This window comes from Rhodohalobacter sp., assembly GCF_041686455.1.
In the GTDB taxonomy this organism is placed as follows: Bacteria; Bacteroidota; Rhodothermia; order Balneolales; family Balneolaceae; genus Rhodohalobacter.
Map to the genome: position 1 here is coordinate 1 of NZ_JAWLDW010000023.1, position 21193 is coordinate 21193.

General features: G+C 41.5%; 15 protein-coding genes. 2 read left to right on the plus strand and 13 right to left on the minus strand.

Annotated elements, in window-relative coordinates; genetic code table 11:
* Positions 1-588 (minus strand): SDR family NAD(P)-dependent oxidoreductase (locus tag ACESM0_RS04760; protein ID WP_372904163.1); only part of this gene is annotated, 588 nt, incomplete at its 3' end.
* Positions 589-743: 155 nt separating this feature from the next.
* On the opposite strand from ACESM0_RS04760, the gene typA reads away from it, so the two are divergent.
* Both typA and ACESM0_RS04770 read left to right on the plus strand, forming a co-directional pair.
* The gene (typA, locus tag ACESM0_RS04765) at positions 744-2564 is read left to right on the plus strand and encodes a translational GTPase TypA (RefSeq protein WP_372904165.1); all 1821 of its coding nucleotides are present in this window, start codon (positions 744-746) and stop codon (positions 2562-2564) included.
* Positions 2565-2732: 168 nt separating this feature from the next.
* The gene (locus ACESM0_RS04770) at positions 2733-4211 is read left to right on the plus strand and encodes a hypothetical protein (RefSeq protein ID WP_372904167.1); all 1479 of its coding nucleotides are present in this window, start codon (positions 2733-2735) and stop codon (positions 4209-4211) included.
* A 340-nt stretch (positions 4212-4551) separates the two neighbouring features.
* Here the strand turns inward: ACESM0_RS04770 and ACESM0_RS04775 are convergent, their stop codons facing one another.
* The 12 genes from ACESM0_RS04775 to ACESM0_RS04830 form a co-directional block, all read right to left on the minus strand.
* Positions 4552-5346 carry a purine-nucleoside phosphorylase gene (locus tag ACESM0_RS04775; RefSeq protein WP_372904169.1) on the minus strand — a complete coding sequence of 265 codons (795 nt, stop codon included), beginning with the start codon at positions 5344-5346 and terminating at the stop codon, positions 4552-4554.
* Positions 5343-6137 (minus strand): MBL fold metallo-hydrolase, encoded by a 795-nt coding sequence (locus ACESM0_RS04780; protein ID WP_372904171.1) that lies wholly within the window; start codon positions 6135-6137, stop codon positions 5343-5345. Before ACESM0_RS04780 ends, ACESM0_RS04775 begins: the two co-directional genes overlap by 4 nt.
* A gap of 41 nt (positions 6138-6178) precedes the next feature.
* Entirely contained in the window at positions 6179-7183 is a 1005-nt protein-coding gene (locus ACESM0_RS04785) for a PhoH family protein (RefSeq protein WP_372904173.1), read from the minus strand.
* A 51-nt stretch (positions 7184-7234) separates the two neighbouring features.
* Complete coding sequence (gene rpe / locus ACESM0_RS04790; RefSeq protein WP_372904175.1) at positions 7235-7924, minus strand: ribulose-phosphate 3-epimerase; 690 nt, start codon at positions 7922-7924, stop codon at positions 7235-7237.
* A gap of 13 nt (positions 7925-7937) precedes the next feature.
* Positions 7938-8765 (minus strand): PASTA domain-containing protein, encoded by an 828-nt coding sequence (locus ACESM0_RS04795; RefSeq protein ID WP_372904177.1) that lies wholly within the window; start codon positions 8763-8765, stop codon positions 7938-7940.
* Positions 8766-8794: 29 nt separating this feature from the next.
* Complete coding sequence (locus tag ACESM0_RS04800; protein WP_372904179.1) at positions 8795-9751, minus strand: hypothetical protein; 957 nt, start codon at positions 9749-9751, stop codon at positions 8795-8797.
* The gene (locus ACESM0_RS04805) at positions 9748-13023 is read right to left on the minus strand and encodes a hypothetical protein (protein ID WP_372904181.1); all 3276 of its coding nucleotides are present in this window, start codon (positions 13021-13023) and stop codon (positions 9748-9750) included. Before ACESM0_RS04805 ends, ACESM0_RS04800 begins: the two co-directional genes overlap by 4 nt.
* Positions 13024-16191: a T9SS type A sorting domain-containing protein gene (locus tag ACESM0_RS04810; RefSeq protein WP_372904183.1), complete on the minus strand. Its 3168-nt coding sequence runs from the start codon at positions 16189-16191 to the stop codon at positions 13024-13026.
* An 11-nt stretch (positions 16192-16202) separates the two neighbouring features.
* Positions 16203-17339, minus strand: coding sequence for a type IX secretion system outer membrane channel protein PorV (porV, locus tag ACESM0_RS04815; protein ID WP_372904185.1), 1137 nt, complete (start codon positions 17337-17339; stop codon positions 16203-16205).
* 291 nt (positions 17340-17630) lie between these two features.
* Positions 17631-18809 carry an acetyl-CoA C-acyltransferase gene (locus ACESM0_RS04820; protein ID WP_372904187.1) on the minus strand — a complete coding sequence of 393 codons (1179 nt, stop codon included), beginning with the start codon at positions 18807-18809 and terminating at the stop codon, positions 17631-17633.
* A gap of 15 nt (positions 18810-18824) precedes the next feature.
* Positions 18825-19961, minus strand: coding sequence for a cystathionine gamma-synthase (locus ACESM0_RS04825; protein WP_372904189.1), 1137 nt, complete (start codon positions 19959-19961; stop codon positions 18825-18827).
* A 3-nt stretch (positions 19962-19964) separates the two neighbouring features.
* Positions 19965-21170, minus strand: coding sequence for a tetratricopeptide repeat protein (locus ACESM0_RS04830; protein ID WP_372904191.1), 1206 nt, complete (start codon positions 21168-21170; stop codon positions 19965-19967).
* Positions 21171-21193 lie beyond the last annotated feature (23 nt).

The window sequence follows — 21193 nt, forward strand, 5'->3', positions numbered from 1 at the left end:
GTTATTTTTGATGACTCTTTCGATGGCGGGCGTTTCGTGCGAGCCGGGAGCCAAGACGTTCACAGTCACTCCTTTATCGGCAATTTCAAGCGCCAAAGATTTTGCAAAACCAACCACTCCCGCCCTGAATGAATTGCTGAGTGTCAAGGAGGGCAGAGGTTGTTTTACGGACTGGCTTTCAATAAAGAGCATTCGTCCGTACTTCTTTTCAACCAGAAGAGGAGCCAATCGCAATGCCAGATCAATTTTCCAGCGCATAACAAGTTGCCAGGATGAATCCCAATCAGCCATGTCCGTATTCAAAGGTGTTCCGGTAGGCGGGCCGCCGGCATTAAACACAATTCCGTGAAACGATTTTTTTTGAACACTTTTTCCAATCTTTTTAAGTGTCTCATCATATAGAATACTTCCTTCAATTATACTTGCCTGGTCTTCAAAATGTCCGAATTTATCTCTCAGCACGTTTCCTCGCCTTGCAACTAATACGGTATTAGCTCCTTCGGATAACAGTTGACGTGCAATGGCTTCACCGAATCCACTGCTGGCTCCACAAATAATAAATCGTTGATTTTCGAGTTCTAAGTTCATGATGATAGGATTGGTTTAGAATTGTTAATGCAGAAATAATATCGACTTGTCATAATAAAAGCTTATTTTAGGAAGCTGTAAACATTTTCATTCAAATAATAAAAATTTTCTGATTTGCCTCTATAAAGGAAGATCAGATGGTTAGTACCAATTTTATGACTCAAGATATTAGAAATATTGCCATTATCGCTCACGTAGATCACGGAAAAACCACATTGGTGGATCAGATGCTTCGGCAGAGCGGTACATTTAGAGAGAATCAACAAGTAGACGAGAGAGTAATGGATTCCGGTGACCTTGAAAAAGAGAAGGGAATTACCATTAGTTCAAAAAATACAGCTGTACTTTGGAAGGACACGAAAATCAATATTGTTGATACTCCGGGTCACGCCGATTTTGGCGGTGAGGTGGAACGTATTCTAAAGATGGTTAACGGTGTAATTCTGCTGGTAGACGCTGCCGAGGGACCTTTGCCCCAAACGAAATTTGTACTTCGAAAATCGCTTGCACTGGGCTATCAGCCAATTGTTTTAATTAATAAAATTGATCGACAAGATGCCCGGCCGGATGCCGTACTGAACATGGTTTTTGACCTGTTTGTCTCATTGGACGCAAGTGATGAGCAACTGGACTTTCCGGTGCTTTATGCAGCGGCAATTGATGGATATGCAAAAACTGAGTTGGAAGATGAGAATGTGGATATGGCGCCACTTTTCAATAAAATTGTGGATCACATTCCACCACCTGAGCAGATAACGGATGCTCCATTCAAGATGCTGGTAAGCAGTGTAGACTGGAACGACTACGTTGGGCGAATTGCTATTGGCCGGGTTGAGCAGGGAACAATCAAAACCAATCAGGAAATTGTTTTGATGGACCGGAAGGGAAATCAAAAAATAAAAGCCAAAGCCACAAAATTGTATACGTTCAACGGTTTGAATCGTGAGCCTATTGAGGAAGCACAGGCAGGTGATATTTTTGCAATGGCCGGGTACGATGCCGTGGAGATTGGTGATACATTGACTCACGTTTCCGACCCGACTCCGATCGAATATTTTGATATCGATCAGCCAACGATGGCAATGTATTTCAGAGTGAACAACTCCCCTTTTGCAGGTCTGGAAGGCGATTATGTAACGTCCAATCAGATCAAAGACCGCCTGAATAAGGAGATTCGTACCAATGTCTCAATCCAGGTTGAGCAGACCGATAACCCCGATATTTTCAGAATAGCCGGCCGTGGTGAACTTCAGCTTGCGATTCTCATTGAGACCATGCGCAGAGAGGGTTATGAATTTGCTGTATCGAGACCGGAAGTACTCTACAGAGAAATCGACGGCCAGACTCATGAACCATTTGAGGAAGTTGTGGTGGATGTGCATGCAGACTACAGTAACAAGGTTATTGATAATCTGCAGAAGCGTAAAGGAATTATGACATCCATGGTTCAGGAAGGGGACAACCACCGGGTTGAATTTAAAGTACCTTCGCGCGGTTTGATCGGATTCAGAGGTGAAATGCTCACTGAAACTCGTGGAACCGGGATTATGCACCAGCAGTTTGATTCTTATGAGCCCTACGCCGGTGATATTCCGGGACGTACAAGAGGAGCACTTATATCTCTTGAAAAAGGTGATGTAACTCCCTACGCCCTAGAAGGACTTCAGGACAGAGGCCAGTTTATTGTTGAACCAGGAGATCCTGTTTATACGGGTCAGGTAGTCGGTATTAACAACCGCGCAGATGATCTGGTAGTAAATGTTGTGAAGAAGAAAAACCTGACCAACCACCGTGCTACGCAAACATCTGACTCCGTTAAAATATCTCAGGCTAAAAAAATGAGTCTTGAGCAGTGTATTGAATTTATCGATACCGATGAGCTGTTGGAGGTTACGCCAAAGAGTCTGAGAATCCGGAAAACCTATCTGGATCATAATGAGAGAAAGAGGGCAGAGAAAACTAAGGAGTTTGCATAATTCAAACTTTGTCTCCCTCTATAAATTTAGAGAGAACTTTGGAACTGAATTAATGGGGAACTTCGAAACCTAACCTATTTTCGAAGTTCTCCTTCTTTGATTGCAGAGAAGGGCACAGTGGATGATTCCGATAAGGAATGACAAATTATATTCTTGTGTTAATTCAGCATGAAAAATATTAACAGTCACCGCGTCTTCAAACGAAATCAAAATGAGCCCGATACCAAAGGAGACTATGTTCTCTACTGGATGCAGATCAACCGGCGTTTCCACTATAATTTTGCTTTGGAATACGCGGTGGGCTGGGCCAATAAACTCGGAAAACCGCTTCTGATTCTTGAAGCTTTTTCCTGCGACTATCCCTGGGCAACGGATCGAAGCCACACCTTCATGATGCAGGGGATGAAGGAGCATCTGGATTATGCTACAGATCAAAAATTGAATTACGTCTCTTTTGTGGAAAAGGAGGCGGGTCAATACAAAAAGCTGCTCTTCGATCTGGCATCAAATGCCTCTGTTTTAATTACAGATGAATACCCCGTTTTTATCATGAAAGAGAGAAACCGGGAGTATCCAAATGAGGTGAAAATTCCTTACTACACGGTAGATAGCAACGGATTGATCCCACTCGGATTAACCGAAAAAGATCCCTACAGCGCATACTTTTTTCGCAAAATCATGCAGAAGAATTTTGTTGAAGCGTATACAAATCCGCCAAAACAGAATCCGTTGAGTGGATTAGAGAACAATTCAAAAGTTGAGTTGGCGGAATCAATGTTTAAAAACCTCCCAGACGCAGAAAATGCATTAAAAGATATCCCGGGATTTATTTCCAAACTGAATATTGATCATTCTGTAAAACCGATTGACTGGCAGGGTGGACGTTCAGCTGCTTTGGGAATGATGGGGCAGTTTATTAAAAACGGCTTGAAAGTTTACGACGAGAAGCGCAATGACCCCGATGAACAGAAAACGAGTCAGCTAAGCCCATGGTTGCATTTTGGGAAGATATCGGAGTACGAGATTGTAAAAGCTGTTTTGGATCATCAGCCGAAAGGATGGGACCTGGATAAAATTACATTCAACAAAGGATCTACCGGCGGGTTTTTCAATGGAGATCCCAATGTAGACGGATTTCTCGATGAGGTGATTACCTGGCGTGAGGTTGGCTTTCATTTTGCCCACCACAGGCCCGACTATGATCAAATTGATAGTTTGCCCGATTGGGTGCAGAAGACGATGGACGAGCACCGTGATGACCCGAGAGAGTGGATCTATAGCTATAATGAGCTGAAAAACTCACATACTCACGACGACATCTGGAATGCGGCTCAAACGCAGCTTCGGGAAGAGGGTATCATCCACAACTATCTGAGGATGCTTTGGGGAAAAAAAGTGATTGAATGGACTCCGGATTATGCAACTGCGGCTCAGTATCTGATTGACCTGAACAACACGTATGCTATTGATGGTCGTGATCCCAACAGCTATTCCGGTATTTTTTGGTGTCTTGGAAGATTTGATCGAGCATGGCAGGAACGACCTATTTTTGGCAAACTGCGATATATGACAAGCGAAAGCACACGAAAAAAAGTGAAGCTAAAAGAGTATTTGAATCGCTACGGTAATCAGAAAAGCTTGCTTTGATTATTAAATTAACGTGAGTTTGATAAAAGAAAACTCATAACAGATTTGAATAATTCTCCCCTAAAAAGGGGAGAAAAAGAAGGGTGTAAACCTATTTCAACTTGCTATAAACCTGAGTTAGATTCTCTAATAATGATATTAAAAGTTCTCCTTAAAAAAGGTGTTGAGTTTAGGGTAACTAGATTTATTGAAAAACTGATGGACACCCCTCTCCCCGAGGCTTCGGGGCCCTTGATAGGGAGACTAGAACCAATTAAATATATAATCGGATTGAGAGAATAAGTGTTCAAAATACGAAATAGGTCTCTTTTGTTGTCTATTTCACAATAGAATTTTGATACTACAACTCTTTGATCAACGCATTTACAAGCTTGGCAAAGTCCTCTTTTCTACTTTCAGCAGCGGCCTTTACTTCTGAGTGATCCAGCTTTTGGTTTAAAACACCTGCTGCCATATTTGTAACCAGCGAGATAGCCGCAGCTGGCAGCTCCAGCCGGGACGCTTCGATCAGTTCAGGTGCAGTACTCATACCAACAACATCTGCCCCCATAACCCGGAATGCGCGAATCTCAGCTCTGGATTCATAACTTGGTCCTTTTGCAAAAAGATAGGTGCCGCGCTGTACTTCAAGTCCGATAGAAGCTGCTATAGACCGTACCTTGTCGGCTACAGGTCCCAAATTGTATCGAAACGGTTGATCCGGTGCCGGTGCCACTTTTTGAAAAACCCGAAAAACATCGTCAATAACCATTAAATCACCGACTTTAAAGCTGGTGTTAATTGCACCTGCGGCATTGGAAACGATAAGTTTTTTCGCGTTGAATGCCTTGGCAAGATGAACCGGCAGAACAGTTTTGGACAGTGGGTATCCTTCATAATGATGAAACCGGCCAGAAAAAGCGATGATCTTGTTTCCATCAACAAAACCGGTAAAAAGCTCGCCGGCATGGCCTTTAACACTAGAATGAGGAAAGTTGGGAATTTGATTGTAGGGAATCGAAAAGGGCTCGTCAATTTTAGTAGAAAAATCACCAAGGCCGGACCCCAGAATTACAGCTGCTTCAATCTCTTCCGGAAAGTCGTTCTCTATCAAATGTGTTTTAATCTCTTCAATGTACTCAGGTAGCTCACTCATGATAAATTTTTTATTGTGTATCCCTTCTTTTCATCATAATCTGTCAGCTTAAAAATAGGATAATCGGATTCATGATACGTCATAATTGCATAATTATCTTCGTATGCAAGCTTTTGAAGTTCATTTCTGACTTTTAAACTTTGTTTTGGTTCAAAATCGAACTTTGCCTCAAACGAACGATTAACAGCGCTCCTTCGGCCTAAAACATCTCCGGCCATAATGTAACGTTCTTCGCCATTCTCATAAAAAAGGACATGATGAAATTCGGTATGTCCGCCAATTTTCTTTGTACGCACATGGCCAACCCCGTTCTCATCATCATCATCTAAGAAACAGAGATCTTCATGTGCATCAATAAAGTTATAAAAATCTTTTTCGTCGTCACTCACTTTTTCAAGGTTTTTTCCCAGTTTCTTCCAACCATTTTTTGAAACCCAGATATTTGCATCCGGGAAAGTAAGCTCCCAGTATCCATTTTTTCGATTTGCCAGTCCACCGATATGATCGAAGTGAAGGTGACTTGCAAAGATGTCGGTGATTTCGAAATCTTCAATATTTTCATTCTCAAGGTTTTCCAGAATTGTATCGATCGATGTGTTTTCTCCTAAAAGATCTCCAAGACCTACATCAAACAGGATATTTTTCTCTCCATCCTGTATTAAAAAAGGATTAACAGATAGTTTCAGTGTACCTTTATTTGGTGGGTCATCCCGATTAATTCTTCTGAATTTTTTGTCCAATCCTACAGAAAAAGTTCCCTCGTACAGAGGTTTGACGTTAACCTTGCTCATCGTGTTTTGCTACTGAATTTTTATTAGCAGGTGAGATCTATCTATCTATTCTCAAATTTTTCGTAAGCATCAATGATGTCTCGTACAAGTTTATGTCGCACTACATCTTCCTGGCTTAGATAAACAAATGAAATACCGTCGATGTCTTTCAAAATATTCTGGATAGAAATCAATCCGGACTCCTGTTTTTTGGGTAGGTCGGTTTGGGTGATGTCTCCGGTAATAATTGCCCGGCTGTTAAAACCGATTCTGGTCAGAAACATCTTCATTTGTGTATTTGTGGCATTCTGAGCTTCATCTAAAATGACAAATGCATTATTGAGTGTACGTCCTCTCATGTAAGCGAGGGGTGCAATTTCAATGGTATTTTTTGCAAGCTGAAATTCAAGTTTATCAAACTCGATCATCTCTTCGAGTGCGTCATAAAGCGGACGGAGGTAAGGATCGACTTTTTCCTTCAAATCACCGGGCAGAAATCCGAGATTTTCACCGGCTTCTACGGCAGGTCTTGCGAGAATAATTTTTTTTACTTTTCGCTCTTTTAGTGCTTTTACGGCAAGAGCTACGGAAGTGTAGGTTTTACCGGTACCGGCCGGGCCTATAGCAAACAGAATATCATTTTTTTCTGAAGCCTTTACGATATTACGCTGTCCCGGAGTTTTTGCTGAAATCGCTTCTCCGGTGTGAGTATGGATAATTACATCGCCTTTATCTTGTGTGAAGGGTGCTCGTACAGATACTAAACCGCCATCACCCTCGGTTTTATCTGCCAGCGCCAACAGTGTCGAAACATCCTGAGATCTAATATTACCTGTCTGCCTCCCAATTGAAATCATTTCACTCATGATCTCTTCAATGGCACTGACTTCATCTTGAGGCCCTAAAATTTTAATTCTATTTCCTCTGGCGGTAATCTTCGTAGAAGGGAAAGCACGGTCAAGTTGATTCAGATGCTCATCACTAAATCCTAAGATCACAACCGGGTCGAGATCTTTGATGAAAATCGTTTTTTCAATGAGTTGTTGAGAGGTTTCGATAGATGTCAATATTTAGAGTTAGATATTTGGTTAAATGTAAAGGTTATATGTGAATATGATTTAAATGACTTTGCCCGATCCTTTTAGGGCAAGTGTGTTTAATTCGCCGATTTGCTTGGGAATGTCATCTGCTTTGAAAATACTGCTTCCCGCCACAAGTACATCCACACCTGTCTGAACAAGTTTAGTGATGTTTTTGGTTCCGACACCACCGTCTATTTCAATCAGGAATTCTGTATTCAGTTCACTTCTAATCTCTTTAAGCTCTTGTACTTTTTGGTAACTGGACTCTATAAATGATTGACCGCCAAACCCGGGGTTAACACTCATGACTAATGCGAGATCTACCTCCGGCAGAATGGGTTTGAGCAGTTCCGTACTGGTAGCAGGGTTTATAACCACGCCCGCCATGCAGCCATTTTGTTTGATATTTTGAATGGTTCGGTGAAGATGCGGACAGGCTTCGTAGTGAACAGAGATTAAGTCTGAGCCTGCGTCTGCAAAGTCATCAATATACTTGTCCGGATTTTCAATCATCAGGTGAATATCCAGAAATGAATCCGGTACAGACTTTCGAACGGCTCCTACAATTGCCGGCCCATAACTGATATTGGGCACAAAATGGCCATCCATAATATCACAGTGAAACCAGTTGATTCCGGAGTCCTTGCAAGTCTGAAGTTCTTCGCCAAGTTTTAAAAAATCAGCGGCCAGTATAGATGGAGCCAGTATCGGCAGATCAAAATTCATGTTAAGTGATTTATTAATTATCTATTTGAGTGGTATCGGGTGGAGTTGTGGCAGTTGAGTCGTCGACAACAGCTCCTGATTCAGCTTCTTCACGGGCGTCAAAGCGCTCTGCAATAACCAATTCAATGGATTCTCCTTCCTGAAGTTCAGGTCCAACCGGACTGTATGAAAGAACCGTATTTGGAGTTACATCCCGTGCAGGTTCAAAACGTAATTCTCCAACTCGTAATCCTGCGGCCATAATTTTTTGTTGCGCTTCAGACAGTCTCAAACCCTCAACGTCAGGCATTTCTACCATCCTTGCCCCCAAACCATCACTGACTACAAGGTTTACAACAGTACCGCGGTCAACGGTATCTTCCGGGGCAATTGACTGGCGTAAAATCGTATTTCTGAAACGGTTAGATTCATAGCTGATAGAACCTACAGTTAAACCATTATTTTCCAGCTGAAGCCTAGCATTGCGAAATGAGAGATTCTCTACTTTGGGAACCACCACCTGCGGTGTTGATTCGGAGTTAACGGTTAAGTAAACCTTTCGATTGGGTTTTACGAGTTGCTTCGCCGACGGTGACTGATCAATAATATAGTTAGCCGGATAAGCTGAGTGAGCTCTGCGGTCATGTATTTCAAAACGAAGTCCGTACGTGGTTAACAAATTCTCAGCCTCTTCCAGAGAGAGTTTCGTTACATCAGGTACCGTTACACCTTCGTTATAGTTGGTGTAATTTGGCATGATTACAAAATCCATGAGAAGAGCTATGATAATGCCTGCGGTTATCAAGCCGGCTAATGAAATATAAAGTGTTTTGCTTTTAAGCAGTGCGAGTAATGTTTTCATAGTGTGAAAATACGATTTTCAATCAGATGTTAGAAACGAACTGTCATACTTAATTGTCGTCCGGGAACAATGCTTGAAGTCGCTTCAATCCGGTTTTGTTTCAATTGAACAGTGAAAAGTGCATCAAATGCAGAAGCAACGTGATTTACGATCAAAAGCATTTGGAACGTTCTGCCGGTTCTGTATAGACTGTTAAAACGATCTGCATCCTCTGCAAATTGCCAGAAAAGAGGACTTGCGTACGCACCGCCTCGGTCGAAAAAGTAGCGCTGAATAAAATCGTTACCGGTATGGCCAAGCTGATCGTGAAAATCGTGATAGTCCCTCCATCCGGCCTGATATTGATAATATTTTGCGATCAGTTCGTAGTACTGCTGTGAACCGTAAGCAGGAAGTGTGTGAGAAAAGTTATTGGCTGACTGATCATCGGTTGTAATATAGCGGGTACTTCGTTCTGCGTTCCGAAGTAAGTTTATGTCTACCGCTTTCCAGTCGATATCCGTGTCAAATGTGGGGATTAAACCGGCAACATCATCTCTTAATTCACTGATATAAGGATTGGATAAATTGTGTACCAAGTGATATTCAGTTAACCATTGTGCATATTGTACAACACTCCAGTTTTGATCGGCATTACGCTCATAGCTTCTCTCTTTTCTTTCAGCGCTATTCTGATAATCCACGGCCAGGATGATGGCAGTTGCCTCAACTGCTGCAAAAAGTCCGGTACGGAGCCAGTTTCCATTCACAGCCTGTGCAGAGCCGGGTAATATGGCTGAGCTAATGAATGCAAGTTCCGGACTGTTACGAATGGTATTTAAAGGTGAAGAGTTGTCAGTATTATATGCAGAGACTGCATAGGAAGGTTTAATCAGGTCAAATTTCGTAAAATTAGGTGAATCTGCTGTGGTCTCATTTTCCATCGGCTGAGAAAGTCCTAAAGATGGAAGTATGAGAAGAAAAAGAATCGTGAAGATTTCTTTCATAGCAGATCAAAATCAAACGTTAATCCAAAATAGAAGAGAATTTCTCTGCCATATCGAACAGTTTCACTATCCTGCGTTGTAACAAATTGTGACGGTAAGTTTACATCAAAGCGGTTTAGGCCGTAAGATGTGTTGATAAAAAATTTCATGGGGAAAAGATAAGCATTGTTGAATGCAAATCGCAGTTCAGCTCCAACTCCGGATTTGAGGCTGTTTCCAATGTCCAGCGGACCACCCCAGCCGTTTCCGGTTTCTGCATAAAAGTGTGCGTAGAGTTTGTCGAGCGTGTAAGTCCCAACTTGTTTATCGATACGTTCTATTAAAGGAGTGATGTATGAAGTTCGAATAAATGCTGTTCTCTGTCCCCCAATAGCAAAAAATGGGTAAGAACGAAGTCCGCCAAGTCCACCACTGTAATCCAGGTAGAAGTAGTCGTCAGGATTATTTAAATATGTGAAAGCTCTGGATGTAATGAGTCCTGTTGAGTGATCTGTAATTGAGAATCCATACTGCCCATTCCACTCAATCGAATGATTTTTCTCACTCTCATAAATGGGTGATAATGATCCTTCTTCAAGCTCAAACCGATCGAGGAGGCGGCCCGGTTGAAATTTGTACGTAAATGAGCTTTTTACTCCTACTGGTGCTATATCAGAATGACGGGTGGGTTCAATAAGTTCTGCGTGATAAGCGGCTGAAAAAGTAGTGCCTTTAAAGTATTCCGAGGTTGAGCCCGGTATGAATTCTTGATACTCTTCAGAAAAAAAGCCGTCGCTCGATACAGAGTATGGGGAATATGTAGCTCCCAATTCCAGTAGGCTCCATCGATTTAATTTACTGCGAAGAAACAGGTTGGCTTCCCAGATGGAGTACCGAGTGTCTATTTGACGCGTTTCAGGCAGACAGGATGTACATCGGAATTCTTCGAATTCGAGGCCATTCTCTACGTTTCGCTTTAAGTTATAAAGTTCAATAGAAATGGTGGGTGACCAACTTCGCTCGATAAAGGGGAGACCACGATGTTCAGCGATAAAAAACAGGTCTCTGTCCAGATTGTTAATTCTGGCAGGAGTAAAAAAATCACCGATGCCATCTGCAGATCTCGAGCCAATACCTAAAAGTGCTCCGGCAAAGAGTGAAATATTTTCTGTTACATCCCGGGTGGAGAAATATGCTCCAACTTTTAAATCCCGCCACAAATTCTCCGACAGAGAACCGAATTGCCCGGAGCGAATCAGAGCTCCATTTCCGCCATTTATTTTCGAGTAGTTGTCAAACCGTACAACCGGAAATACAGAGAGACCCGTGGATGTTTCACTGTACTCCTCAATCTGATGGGTTGATACAGATTTTGTATTGTAATTATAAGTGAAAAGATCCGGTTGGGAGATATCTGACTTTAAATAATTATGAAAAAGATCAACCTGATCACCCGACAAAGAAAATCTCGTTATTTTGTAGCCGCCATTTTTGTACTCAGCAATGTAAAGTAGATTTCCCAGGGCATGTGGCATGAAAGCTCCGCCCAAGACGTCGGTCATCTGCTCAACTTTGTCGGATTCCAGATGAATTCTGTAAATATTAAAAATACCGGTTATATCGGATGAGAAATAGAGGTACTCGTCATCTGAATCAATCCACGGGTCTCTAAAATCGAATACGTTGCTTTCAAATACAGGAATAATCTCTTCATCATTTAAAGAGTAGAAATAGATATTTCTGTTTGACTGACTTGCGGCAGCAAAGTAGATTCTACTGCCGTCTGAATTCCAAACAGGGGAGTGAATCGTTTCTCCATTCCCAAAATCGGTTAAGGCAGTGATATTTCCTGATTCCGGGTCAACCAAGACAATATTTTGGGTTCCTTTAGAAAATTGTACGGCTGTAATTTGTCTTGTTCTCGGGTGCCAGGCAGGATCCTGAATTCGGGCACTGGATGTTATTTGTTGGCTAATCTCTTCTTCAATATCGTAAATGTAAAGGTCGTTGTAAGTTTCACCGAGCCGATTATTATCAGCCCGACTGTAAAGGATTTTATTTCCATCGGGGGAGAATGAAAATCTGCTGCTTATGAAATCGAGCGCGGCGTTAGAGGTGAATCCGTGAGAAAATTGATAGTTCTGACCGTCAGACAGGGTTTGTCCGGAGCTCAAATCATCTATCTCAATAACTTCATCTTCCTGAACCAATACCAATGTGTTGCGTGCATAATCGCGTCCTCGATTAGAAAGGTATGCGAACTGTTCACCTTCCGGGCTAAACTGTGGATGGAAATTGAAAAACCCTTTTGATTCTATTTCTGTGGATATTGTCTCACCCACTGTTTGATCGATCTGATCATACTCATCTCTCTTATCATTAATCCACTCCTGAAATAGATGTTGACCGGAATAACCGGTTACGGATTCTATTATTTTACTGAAGTTTCCGTGCTTGCCATCTGCGGAAGCCGATGTGATTTCAGCGAGTATGTATTCACCGAAACGTTCGGCCAGATAGATCGTAAATCCAAATCCTTGATTGTAAACAAATTCACGTTCCAGACTATTTTTGGAGCTGAAATGTCCCATCTCCGTAAAGCTTAGATAGGAGTTGGAAAGAACAGACGTTCGAAGCAGCATGTCTCGATGGCTATCCCAGTAATCGTTGACCAAACCTGTACGCTGAAATTGAGCTGTTCCTTCAGCAAACCATGCGGGAATATTGAGGCTTGCGAACGGCAGGGTAATGACTCCCTTTGGAAATCCATATAAAACATCGGGCCGTCGAACATCTTCATAAGATAACCATTGAAAATAGATTGCCGGTATTTTGCTATCTCTTTTCATCGAAGCGCCGAGCTGAATCATGTGTGTAAACTCATGGGTGATAACATTTTCCAGCCAGTCATGAGTGCCTCTTAAAGGTGTATCTAAAGCTGGAGTCCAGATTTCAATTTTATTATCAAAGAAAAAGGCTGCACCGTTTGAAAAATCTTCTCTGTCTCTCAGAACAATACTGATTTTTTGATCAGGGGTATAGTTGTATAGATCCGTAATAGGTTTAAAAATGGAATCGGCGATAACTGCCGAACTCTGCGCACTCCATTCACTGCCTTCCTGAAAATGAATAGAGAAATAATTGGTATTGATGGTAAACCACGGCAAATGATTGTGTGGGTAGTCGTAAAATTGAGGAGATGACTGTGAAATCGCCACATTCCAAAAGCCGAGCGTCAAGACCATGGTTGCAAACCATGTTGTAATAACTCGATATGTAGCGGGCTTTATCATCTATTTTGTGATAGCAATTTGTACGAGTTTACTCTCTTTTTGTCCGTTTTTTTCTGCTGTGATGAGAGCAATATATCCACCGCTGGCCCACGAAGATGTATCCACTGAAATTTCTTCTGCAGAACCACCTCTGCTTTGAAGCGTGCGGTTGTAAATTGTACGCCCGCTCAACGTAGAAATTCTTATTTGCACTTCTGCCGGTCCGTTAGTTTGAAAGCGGATATTGGTACTGTTCTGTGCCGGGTTAGGCCAATTATAGGTTTCATCCTTGTTCAACAGGATAAAATCAGGGCCCTGTTGCTGGCCAGAGTTGACAAATCCTGAGCTTTTATTATTGGGTTCATTGCCGTAAACGGATGCCCACCTAATATCCGTCATTTCAGGAAACTCCCAAACTTTTAAATCCCCGGCGGGGCTCACTGCTGCAACAAACTGATCAAATATCAGGGGACTAATGATTTGATTATTTGAATTCTGAATTCCCCCGACAAGAAGTGGAAATCCAGCCAAGGGTTTTCCATTGGGATGATACGCATATAAATTTAATGCTGACTCGGAAAAACCTGCTATTATGATATTTAAGCTTCCATCTCCGTTTAAATCCGAGATCATGGGAGTACCTGTAAAAGTTACTCCCTCGGGCGGATGAATTGGAAAATAGTCTAATAAGGCACCATTTTTATTGAGACCTACGAGTGCATTTATTTCATTATCTATGAAAAGAAAATCGGGATTGTCACTGTATTTAAGATCAACGATTGCCGGCCGGTTCATTGATGAACTGCTGTAAAGCGGATAAGCTTCACTGTATTGATTTTCAGGAGAGAAGAGTCTTAGTGAATTTCCTTCAACGAATAGAAAGAGAGGAGATTCATTTTCTTTTTCAATAAGGGAAATAAATGTCTTTTGGTAATCATTATCATCTGCAAACATTGAGAATTCTGACGAACCGCTGGGAAAGTTAATGGTTAACTTTTGCGGGGATATCTCAGCTGAGTAACCGCCTCCGCTTTCAGTTCTGAAAATAACTTGATTTTGAGTTGGCTGAACTATCTCACTTTCAATGTCAAACCGGTGTGGTGTGCCATCCAGGTCGATGATATTCGATTCCGTGATACTCAAATTACCCCGATTAACCGGAACCGTGAATTCATCTGTAACTTCCAGTTCAGAGTTAACCACATCAAGAGAAATCAACGGCATAAACTCCTGAACAGTTAACGGATTTGGTGCAGTGTAAAGTAATTCATTAATTCTGCTGTAAACAGGTTGCTGATAGTTGCCCAAATCCACGAATGCGTTGGATAATTCCAGTGTTTCAATATTCAGGTTTTGAATGCCGTTGTTACCCGGAATAATCAGTAGTTGATCACCATCTTGCTCAATTGGAAAAAGGGAGAGGGGATAAGAGGTCCAAAAATTATTTGCGGTGGGGGTAAATGTTTCAATATCTAAATCTGATCTATTGGCTTTTAGTTGATAAAGATTTGAATAAGGTTCAACAGGCCTGACACTGAAACCTGCGTTTGGAAGGTTATCGGAGAAATCAAACAGTTCAAAAGAAGACACCGCACCTGAATTGCTTTGATTGGCAGGTGTTGTATCGGGCCCAAATCGATTTTCATACAGGGTAATACTATCAGTTTGAGTGATTACCGTAGCATTATTGCCACTCCACCAAAAATCAAATGGAGACCCATTCGAATCATTTTGAAAAAGTCCAACTGAAACCGGTCTTCCGATATCCTGAGCTCCATCGGCTTCAATAAGTTTTACTCCTTTTCGATCAGAAAGACTGTTTATACCCGTATTCCGATTTAGTCTATTTTGAATAATTGACTCATCAATGTGCCAGATTAAAATTCCGCCGTTCAGTTCCCGCTCGCCCTCAACGTCCAAACCACCGGGAAGTGCGAAATCAAAGTTGGATACATCAATAATTACACCGGGTTCCAAAAGCCCATCAAACCCACTTTCCTGATTTGTAAGATCTGTATCTTTATTTGAGAATGTCTGTTCTACAGTTGCCCCATCAGGTTTTTGAATAGTTAATATCACTCCTTCACCATCAGGATCTCTGTGTCGGTTTTCAATCAGATAGTATTCAGTTGACGAAAGTTCAATTTTTGCCAAACTGTTTGTACGCTGTTCAGAAACAGCCGCCAGGGATACGCTGTTTTCTTGTTCTGAAGAAATGGTGAACGGATCAGACCATCCAAGAAAGTATTTTTCCCAGGCAGACATTTCTGGAGGGAAAAGCCCGTTGTATGCAAAAATTCCGGCTCCATCCATTAAACCAAAACGACCAATCCCGGATTCACCTGTCTCGGTATTGAAGAGATCAGGCAGCCCTAAATGGCTCCCAATTTGAGCTGTAAGCATTCCGTTAATCGATAAGGGGAGCACAAAACGATTTCCTGTAACGTCCTCTCCGGATCGACTCAAGGTTCTGGGTATAATAAGACTGTTTGTTACGAGTATGTCACCGTTCTGTACCGGAAATCCGCTAAAAGATGGATCATTCAGCATGTTTGAGAGTGCTTGCCGGCTGAGATATACCGATGGAATATCCTGAGGCGTTCTGTCCAGAGTAGTGCCGGATAGTTCAATATCTCTGCCAACCCCGGCGTGAAAGATTATAAATGCGATATTGTCTCCAGGCTGTACATCTGGAAGTTGGATATCCATTTCTGCAACATTTTCCCATACATCACGGGTTAATTCTGATAACTGCGATAAATCTGGATCTTCTCCGACAGGTGAATAATGGGCCATTTCTTGTTCAAGGCGCAGAATATTCGGCAAAACGTGATATTCGATATCCAAAGCACCATCAGACATTCTTTCAAAATAGTTTTTGCTGAATTGAAGATGTGCTTCAAAATAAGGACGATTGTGAGGAAGGGCGTCAACAGTTGTTCCGGGATTTTCTAAATATGGAATGCTGCCGGGCTCAAATGTTCCATTACCCGACGTAAATCGATTATCATCAGGTTGAAATTCTACCATTACACCTATGATGCGAAGAGTCCCTTCAACAGGTGAGGATACCAGATCTTGAGAAGTTGAGAGATATTCCTGAGAATAGGCAGCTGAAGAGAGTAAAAAACATAAAAAAAGCAGTGATATTAAAAGTTTACCACTGCTTTTAAAATGTATATAAATCATTCATTCAGCCATTATTGGAAATTTACCAAAAGACTGAGTCGGATAGTATTTGCCAAAGGATGATCTTCTTCTAAAGTATAGATATAACTGAAATCTACGCCAAAGATATTATACCTGAGCCCTGCTCCAAGGGTAACAAACTCACGATTTCCATTATCGGGATTCTCGTAGTAATAGCCTGATCTCAGAGCAAACAGGTCGTTATACCAATATTCCAAACCGAAACCCCACATAAGTTGTTCAGCAAGATTTAGTGATACGGTTTCACCCTGACCGGTGGTGCGTTCTAAACTCCCCCAGGAATTAAAAATTGCTTTTCCCACACCCATTGGCTCAAATGTTTCATCACCGTTTCCATCCACAGTTCGTTCTGTTCTGGCCATGATTTTGGAGATATCATTGGTAAAGGTAATGGTATTCATTCCCGTGTTATCTAAATCCATGGTATAAGCCCATCCTAAACGTAGAGTTGTTGGTAGAGGATCTTTCTGAGCGTTATCTGTGTATTGCATACCGGGTCCAATATTTGCAAGATTAAAACCTGCACGTATTGATGCGTTTCGATTTCCCACTTGAAATTCGTTGCTTCTGTAAAGCGCTGCCAAATCAAGGCCTACAGTTGAACCGGGATTAATTTTTTGTCCACTTACTTCTCCATCAGCTAATGAACTGTAGATGTAGCGTATTCCGGTTCCTAAAGAGAAATTTTCAGATAATTGGTATCCATAGGAAAGGCCTGCAGCGATTTCGTAACTGTTGAAACGTCCAAGGTTTTCAGCAAATTCGTCAGTACGTACTTGTTCACCTAAATTTAAAAATGTGATATGCCCTCCAATGGTACCAATTCCTTCTACATGGTAAGTACCTACCAGATAGTCATAAAAAAGGTCTGCATTAAACGCCGGCAACCAATTTGCATGTGTAATACTTATTTGGTTTTGATTTTGAAATGCCAGGCCTGCCGGATTCCAAAATATGGCGGAGGCATTGTCTGCGATTGCAACACCTGTACTACCCATTCCCGCTCCGCGAGAATCAGGTTCTATTTGAAGGAAAGGAACAGCTGTAATTCCAACTTGTGCTTGCGCTTTAGGAACAGCAAAAGCGATAATAAATGCTAATAAAAGTAATGATAATGCCTTTTTCATGATAAGTATGCCTTGTTTTGCTACAGAAAATATAAACGATGATAACCGTTAATAATTTTATCTAGTTGATAGATATATGTAAATATACGATTATTGAGGTTGTTTCAGAATTATGATGATTTATAAAAAATAATACGGAGAACTACAGTAGCAACTTTTGAATAGACGAAATGTTTCTTGGCGTGAAAATTTGTTCAGAATAAATGGTAATCGGATGGAAATATTATACATCCGTCACCCCTAAAATGCAAAAAATTTGTAGTGGGTGACAGATGTATTTGTTCAACTTTATCAGAGCATTTCTACAACCAATGCAGAAGCTCCGCCTCCACCGTTACAAATTCCGGCACAACCGTATTTGCCGCCGGTTCTATTAAGTGCGTGCAATAACGTAACAATGATTCTGGCACCTGAGCAACCTATTGGGTGGCCTATACTTACAGCACCACCATGAATGTTTACTTTTTCAGGATCCAGCTCAAGAATTTGATTGTTTGCTAATGATACAACCGAAAAAGCCTCGTTGATTTCAAACAGATCAATATCCTCTTTTTTAAGATTCGCACGTTTCAAGGCGATAGGGATTGCATCAGAAGGAGCTGTAGTGAACCACTCCGGAGCTTTTGCCGCGCTGCCGTGGCTGAGAACTTTTGCGAGTGGTTTGAGTCCAAGCTCTTTGGCTTTTTCTTCGCTCATGATTAATACAGCTGCAGCACCGTCGTTAATGCTGCTTGCGTTTGCCGCCGTTATTGTTCCCTCTTTGTCGAAAACCGGACGCAGTTGATGTACTTTATCAAAGTTTACACGGCCGAGCTCCTCATCCTGCTCAACTTCGGTTACATTACCTTTTCGGTCTTTAACTTTTATTTTAACAATCTCATCTGAAAAATATCCTTTTTCAGTAGCTTCAATTGCACGCTTGTAAGAAGTAATAGCAAATTCATCCTGGTCTTCGCGACTAATATTGCACTCTTTAGCGCAGAGTTCACCGGCATTTCCCATGTGATAATCGTTGTAAACGTCCCACAAACCGTCTTTAAGAATTCCATCTTCAGCCTGTGTGTGTCCAAGCTTTGAACCAAATCGTTGCTTGGGAAGGTAGTAGGGCACATTACTCATACTTTCCATCCCACCGGCTATCATAATATCATTTTGCCCCAAAGCAATTTGATCGGCTGCAATCATGATCGCTTTGGTTCCTGAGGCACAAACTTTATTTATCGTTGTGGCCGGAGTTTTTTCAGACATTCCGGCTTTTAAAGCTGCTTGACGTGCGGGGGCCTGTCCAATACCTGCAGTAAGTACATTACCCATTAAAACTTCCTGAACATCATCTGGTTTAATTCCTGCAGTTTTTACAAGTTCGTTAATTACGGCTGCACCCAATTCCGGGGCAGAAAATGATGATAAACTTCCACCAAACGATCCAAGAGGCGTTCGTTTGGCAGCGACAATTACTGCGTTCTTCATATTGTTATGGTAGTTTTAGAATGCTTGATTTAAGTCTTTTATTAAGTCGTCGACATCTTCAATGCCAACGGATAATCTGATGAGTGAGTCTTTTAATCCGGCTTTTTCACGGACATCTTTTGGTATGGAACCGTGAGTCATCGATGCCGGGTGGCTAATCAGAGACTCAACACCTCCTAAACTCTCTGCAAGGGTAAATATATCGGTTTTGCTCATAAACTCAGAAGCTTTTTCAATGGAGTCATTTTTAAGACTGAATGAAACCATTGCGCCAAAGTCATCCATCTGTTTCGCAGCAAGTTTGTGTTGAGGATGAGAATCCAGACCAGGATAAAAAACTTTACCAACTTTTGGATGTTCAGATAAATGGGTAGCAATTTTCTTCGCATTCTCAACCGATCTTTGTACACGGACCGAAAGCGTTTTAATACCCCTGATAGTAAGATAACAGTCCATCGGTCCGGGTACCGCACCACATGTCTTAACTTGAAATCTCAGCTTCTCAATAAGATCTTTATTTGATGTTGCAACAGCTCCGCCAATTACATCAGAATGCCCGCCAAGATATTTTGTAGTTGAATGCATTACAGCATCTGCGCCCAATGTTAGTGGTCGCTGTAGGTAGGGGGAAGCAAATGTATTATCTACAACACTCAATATATTCCTGCTGTTAGTTAGATTGGTAACCGCTTCAATGTCAATAATTCTTAGCAGCGGATTGGTTGGAGTTTCCATCCAGACCAACTTAGTGTTTTCCTGAAGTGCATTTTCAACCTCAGAAATGTTTGTCATATCAACAAATGAAAACTTAATGCCATAATTTTCAAATATCTGAGTAAAAAGTCTGTATGTGCCTCCGTAAAGATCGTTTGTAGAGATCACATGATCCCCGGGGCGCAAGGTTTTCATTACCGCATCAATAGCTGCTACACCACTCGAAAAGCAAATACCCTCATCGGCTTCCTCAAGACCGGCAATCATTTTTTCCAGAGCAGTTCTGGTTGGATTGCCAACTCTGGCATAGTCGTATCCCTGATGATCATTTGGGGCTTTTTGCGCGTAGGTCGAAGTTTGAAATATCGGAGGCATTACTGCACCCGTTGTCTCTTCGTTTTTTTGTCCCGCGTGTATTGCTTTGGTGTTAAATTTCATGGCTTAAAGATTATATGATCTTTTTATTGATTCAGCTTCTTCTGTCATACCAAGTTCTATATATACATCGTAGAGATTGCGAATATAACTGATGTTATCCGGGTTGTTTTCGGAAAGTTTTTCCCAAAGTGTCATCGATCTGTTTAAAAGTGTAATTCGATACTCTTCAAAATCATTGACGGTAGAATTTGTGGATAGATCGGCCAGGTAACCGGCACTGTTTTTTAAATAAGCAGCTTTCCGGTATGCGTTCTCATCAGATAAAGGAACCGTAGAATCTATTTCATTGTAGAGATTAGTAATCTCATCCAATTTTTGCAGAAAATCATCCCTGTCTGTTTCAGAAACAGTGCGGTCGGAGTTGATGTATTCTAGTGCACTGCTTCGAAATTTGAAGTACAGTTCACCTGCAAGCGACTCTTTATATTCAATTCTGTTGGGATAAGCTTCAATAAGATCTCTGAGTATAAAAATGGCAGATTCGTGCTCGTTATTGAGCATGTAAGCATTCGCAAGTCCATGCCTGATTTGTGCTCGTTGTGGGTAATCATCAACCAAGTTCTCATAAACCTGAATCGATGAATCAATATTTCCCGACTCTAAATAGAGATAGGCAAGCTTTTCTCTGATTTCTGAAGGATCGGCCTCAATATTCTCTAAAGCTGTTTCTAAAGTTTGAATGGCCTGATCGTATCTATTTGACCTGTAGTAGGTGTTAGCAAGCAGATTATAGGTTGCCAAACTGTCCGGATTTACAGTGATTGCGTTTTTAAAATGAGAAATCACCTCGTCAGTTATCTGCTGATCCATACCCGTGGGATTCTGTTGCAGGAGTTTCACACCTTCGGTTTGCTCAAAAGTCCAGGAAGTTTGGATATAATGGTCAATTTCTTGTTTTACATTCTGATCTGAATAATTTGCATCGGCCATGTCACGGAGATTTCTGTAGTAGGGCAGGCGTTGTGAAGGCGGATCTGTTTTTTCAGAAATTTCTGCTAGGAGTGAAGCCTTTTCAATTGTCAGAGCACTGTTTTGCACGTCATTCTGCAATTGATCATCTAATTGGGTAAGTCGATCTTGGAGCTCATCTACAGTAAGCTGATCCGAAGATTCTAAATTGTTTGAACTATTTGATGTAGCACAGGAGAGGGTAAAAAAAATCCCGAAGACAAGCAGAAAGCTTGTCATTCGGGGATTTAAATAATGCATATAGTTTATTTGAGATATTGAAA

Coding starts and splice junctions, on each gene's coding strand:
- typA (WP_372904165.1), top strand. CDS start 744: ATGACTCAAGATATTAGAAATATTGCCATTATCGCTCACGTAGATCAC.
- ACESM0_RS04770 (WP_372904167.1), top strand. CDS start 2,733: ATGAAAAATATTAACAGTCACCGCGTCTTCAAACGAAATCAAAATGAG.
- ACESM0_RS04775 (WP_372904169.1), bottom strand. CDS start 5,346: ATGAGTGAGCTACCTGAGTACATTGAAGAGATTAAAACACATTTGATA.
- ACESM0_RS04780 (WP_372904171.1), bottom strand. CDS start 6,137: ATGAGCAAGGTTAACGTCAAACCTCTGTACGAGGGAACTTTTTCTGTA.
- rpe (WP_372904175.1), bottom strand. CDS start 7,924: ATGAATTTTGATCTGCCGATACTGGCTCCATCTATACTGGCCGCTGAT.
- ACESM0_RS04795 (WP_372904177.1), bottom strand. CDS start 8,765: ATGAAAACATTACTCGCACTGCTTAAAAGCAAAACACTTTATATTTCA.
- ACESM0_RS04800 (WP_372904179.1), bottom strand. CDS start 9,751: ATGAAAGAAATCTTCACGATTCTTTTTCTTCTCATACTTCCATCTTTA.
- ACESM0_RS04805 (WP_372904181.1), bottom strand. CDS start 13,023: ATGATAAAGCCCGCTACATATCGAGTTATTACAACATGGTTTGCAACC.
- ACESM0_RS04810 (WP_372904183.1), bottom strand. CDS start 16,191: ATGATTTATATACATTTTAAAAGCAGTGGTAAACTTTTAATATCACTG.
- porV (WP_372904185.1), bottom strand. CDS start 17,339: ATGAAAAAGGCATTATCATTACTTTTATTAGCATTTATTATCGCTTTT.
- ACESM0_RS04820 (WP_372904187.1), bottom strand. CDS start 18,809: ATGAAGAACGCAGTAATTGTCGCTGCCAAACGAACGCCTCTTGGATCG.
- ACESM0_RS04825 (WP_372904189.1), bottom strand. CDS start 19,961: ATGAAATTTAACACCAAAGCAATACACGCGGGACAAAAAAACGAAGAG.
- ACESM0_RS04830 (WP_372904191.1), bottom strand. CDS start 21,170: ATGCATTATTTAAATCCCCGAATGACAAGCTTTCTGCTTGTCTTCGGG.